Origin of the sequence: Affinundibacterium seohonense (assembly GCF_014284305.1) — a bacterium.
Taxonomy (GTDB): Bacteria; Pseudomonadota; Gammaproteobacteria; order Burkholderiales; family Burkholderiaceae_D; genus Undibacterium; species Undibacterium seohonense.
The window spans coordinates 1-3,367 of sequence record NZ_JACOFW010000056.1 but is presented as its reverse complement, the minus strand read 5'-3'; the positions used below and the strand labels follow the sequence as shown (position 1 = coordinate 3,367).

2 protein-coding genes are annotated in these 3,367 nt (G+C 41.5%); one reads left to right on the top strand and one right to left on the bottom strand.

The features are described 5' to 3' along the window. Positions 1 to 622 precede the first annotated feature (622 nt). Positions 623 to 2,218 carry a Fic family protein gene (locus H8K52_RS20490; protein ID WP_186924769.1) on the top strand — a complete coding sequence of 532 codons (1,596 nt, stop codon included), beginning with the start codon at positions 623 to 625 and terminating at the stop codon, positions 2,216 to 2,218. A gap of 211 nt (positions 2,219 to 2,429) precedes the next feature. Here H8K52_RS20490 and H8K52_RS20485 read toward each other — a convergent pair whose 3' ends face one another. Continuing rightward, on the bottom strand, positions 2,430 to 3,122 hold the full coding sequence (locus tag H8K52_RS20485) for an IS6 family transposase (protein WP_186924768.1): 693 nt from the start codon (positions 3,120 to 3,122) through the stop codon (positions 2,430 to 2,432). Positions 3,123 to 3,367: the final 245 nt, after the last annotated feature.

The following is a 3,367-nucleotide window of genomic DNA, read 5'->3' as shown; positions in this document are numbered from 1 at the left end:
GTTCCACCTCTTAACTCGCAAAAAAGACTTCAGCGTGGACATGGCAACGATAGCAATTAATATGCCTAACGAAGTTAACGGGGGAAGCTCTGCGGAAAATCGCGATTAATGAAGGGTTAATGCTGTGCATAATAAAAATGACATGTAAATCACATGTCAAATTAATTGAGATCGACAATAGCTTGGATACAGGCGACATTCGCAAAATTCGTTCTTACTTAGCATAGGCAAGAACGAATCTAGCTAAACAACAACATCATCATCATTGCAATTGATGGGTTTGTCGCATAAAGAACTGCAATAGGAAATTTTGGAAGAATTTTTATTCGTTCTCAATCTGAACGGATTTTTCCTTTCTGGCAGCATGTTCGTCTTACACTCGCTCTTGAGCAATCTTATTAAAAATCTTAACGTATAAATGCATGAGAAATGCAAGGGTTGCGTGATGGAGGATGTCGAGTTCACTTAACACACAATTGATGTCCTTAAAATTTTAGATGACTTAAAGGAAATTTAATAATTGTTTTTGGATATTTACGAGCAAATATAATGATTTATGTATTGGCGTAATCGTTTTTGTATATTATGGGAACTTAAAATCTAATACTTAATGGAGTGATGTATGGATAAGGTCGGTGGGAAATGGTTAATTGAAAAATATAACTTGTACCTTGTGCAGCCACTGAGAGTTGAAAGTTATATCGCAAAAAGTCGTAAGACAGATATTACATTTGATTTCAAAGAGCAGCATTTCACAGAATCATTTCGTCCTGAAGATACGATACCTGGACACTTGGTCTTTATGTTAAAGCATGAAGAAGTCCATCTTGAAATGATGGCGCGTTTATTTAACGTCATAGAACCTGCGGTTCTTGAAGAATGGATCAATGACGAATCAACGGGTAGCTACGCAAGGCGTGTTGGTTTCTTTTATGAATGGATGACCGGTAGAAAATTATCGAACGAAGATGTCACTCAGGGAAATTACGTTGAAGCACTCGAACCGAAAAAATATTTTGTAGCTCAGCAGGTTAATCAGATTAGACGCTGGAGAGTTCGCGACAATATGCCTGGTAACGCAGAATTTTGCCCCATTGTCTATTTAAGTGACAATGTACGAAAGGCTCAATCCTATGATTGTAATAAAGCATTGGTTGGGCTAGAAGAGCGTTTTGGGACCGATGTTCTGATGCGAAGCAGTGTGTGGCTTACCATTAAGGAGAGTCGTGCAAGCTTCGCCATTGAACACGAAGAAGATCAAGAGGATAGGATAAAGCGTTTTGCCATGGTCATGGAAAACCGATGTGGAGAATTGCAAAACCCACTCTCGATTCCAGAGTTGGAGTCTTTACAGAAAGAGATCCTTGGAGAGAGCGCACTTAGTTATGGTGTTCGTCGTTCGCCCGTTTTTGTCGGACATTCATCGGGCTATAGAGACGTGGTCGACTACATCGCGCCACATTGGCATGATGTACCAGATCAGCTTATAGGTTTAGCAGAATCATTGAACCGAACGAGAGGTAGTGCCACCATTTTACGCGCTGCAGTGGCATCGTTTGGGTTCGTATACATTCACCCAATGGCTGATGGAAATGGACGGATTTCGCGTTTCCTAGTAAACGACATTTTGCGTCGTGATGGGGCTGTTCCAAAACCATTTATCCTCCCTATATCAGCCACTATTACGCATTCAAGTACTGCCCGTGTTGGGTACGATTCCAGTTTGGAAATGTTTTCAAAACCACTTATGAAACGTTATGTCCACGAATATCGTTTCGGAAGTACCGAAACTTATGAGGATGGTGTTGAGTCAAATTTCCATTTTAGATCCTATAAGGAAGCTATGTTCGCCTGGAAATATCCGAATTTAACTTCGCATGTGGAATATCTTGGTAATGTGATCCAGCAAACAATAGAAGAAGAAATGCACAACGAAGCTCTTTATATAAGAAATGTTTATCGAGCACGTTCAGCATTAAAGCAAATCGTTGAAGCACCAGACGTAACGCTCGATATAATCATTAGCAGTGTATGGCAGAATAAAAGGCTAACTAACGTTATTCGAAAAAAACACCCAAAATTAAATGACGAAGTGAAAGCGGAAAAAATTGTTAATGCAGTGTTATTCGCATTCAAGTCAGACCATTCTGAAGGAATGCCCGACGTTGGGCAAGATGTTCAAAGTGAGGATGATTCTAGTGATCTAATATTTCGTTAGTGGCAAATTTGGTGTCAAGCCTAAAGATCACTGAAAGTAGTTGATTTGATCAAACAACGGCGTCAAACCACTTCCTTTAGGGAGAGTCAGATAGCGGGATGCAAATGCATTTGCCCAGTTTTGACAAGTCCTCCCCGGCATCCGTATAGTGGTTGGGTTTTGTCGCGTTAACAACTACAAGTCGAAATATTGGCAGGTTTTGTATTTGGTCTCAAACTGAATGGATTTGTCCTGCCAAAGCATAAAACTGGTCGGCAAAAGACATCTCTTCTGTGCCACCAAACATCAGCTGGCCTTTGCGAATCATGTACATTAATTCGATGCCAGCCAAGATGCTTTTCGCCGCGTGAAATGATTTGAATCCAAGCATTGGTTTTGTGATTCGTTTCACTGCGCGGTGATCTTGCTCGACGATGTTGTTGAGATATTTAACCTGGTGAATGAGCATCGGTCCGTCCATCGCATCATTGAGTTCATCGATCGCTGATTTGTTTGCTCCGCTCTTGTCCATCGTCACTTTTTCTGGAATGCCGTTATCCTGCATCGCCCTGTCGAAGAAACGCATGGCTGCTGCTTTATCACGCTTTGCAGTCAATAGAAAGTCAATTGTCTTACCCTCTTTATCGACTGCGCGATAAAGATATTTCCAAACACCTTTGACCTTAATATCGGTTTCATCCATACGCCAGCTTGCACCAACTCGTCGCTTATGTTGGCGAAATACTTTCTCTAACATGGGCAAAAATCGGATCGACCACCGGTTGATGGAAGAATGATCGACACAGACACCTCGCTCTTCCATCATTTCCTCAATATGCAGATAGCTTAACGGGTATGCTGCATACCAACGAATACAAACTAAAATCACTTCTATCGGAAAGCGCAGTCGCTTCGTCGTTTGCATCTTTACCCGCGTATTTTTAGAACGCTAAAGTCTACACTAAGGCTACGATGCCTTACGTTAATGCGACACAACCGTTAATTTTTCTGGTCAATATTCGTTGCGCAAAACTGCGTTTACCGGGGGTGCGGATAAAATCTTGGACTACTTTTGGGAGTGGTTCATGTACTCATATGAAGAACGTCTTCGGGCGGTGAAGCTATACATTAAACTTGGCAGGCGCTGTAAAGCGACGATTCGCCAATTGG

Bases quoted from the DNA above. Each gene is read 5' to 3' on its own strand.
- H8K52_RS20490 (WP_186924769.1), top strand. From the start codon at position 623: ATGGATAAGGTCGGTGGGAAATGGTTAATTGAAAAATATAACTTGTAC.
- H8K52_RS20485 (WP_186924768.1), bottom strand. From the start codon at position 3,122: ATGCAAACGACGAAGCGACTGCGCTTTCCGATAGAAGTGATTTTAGTT.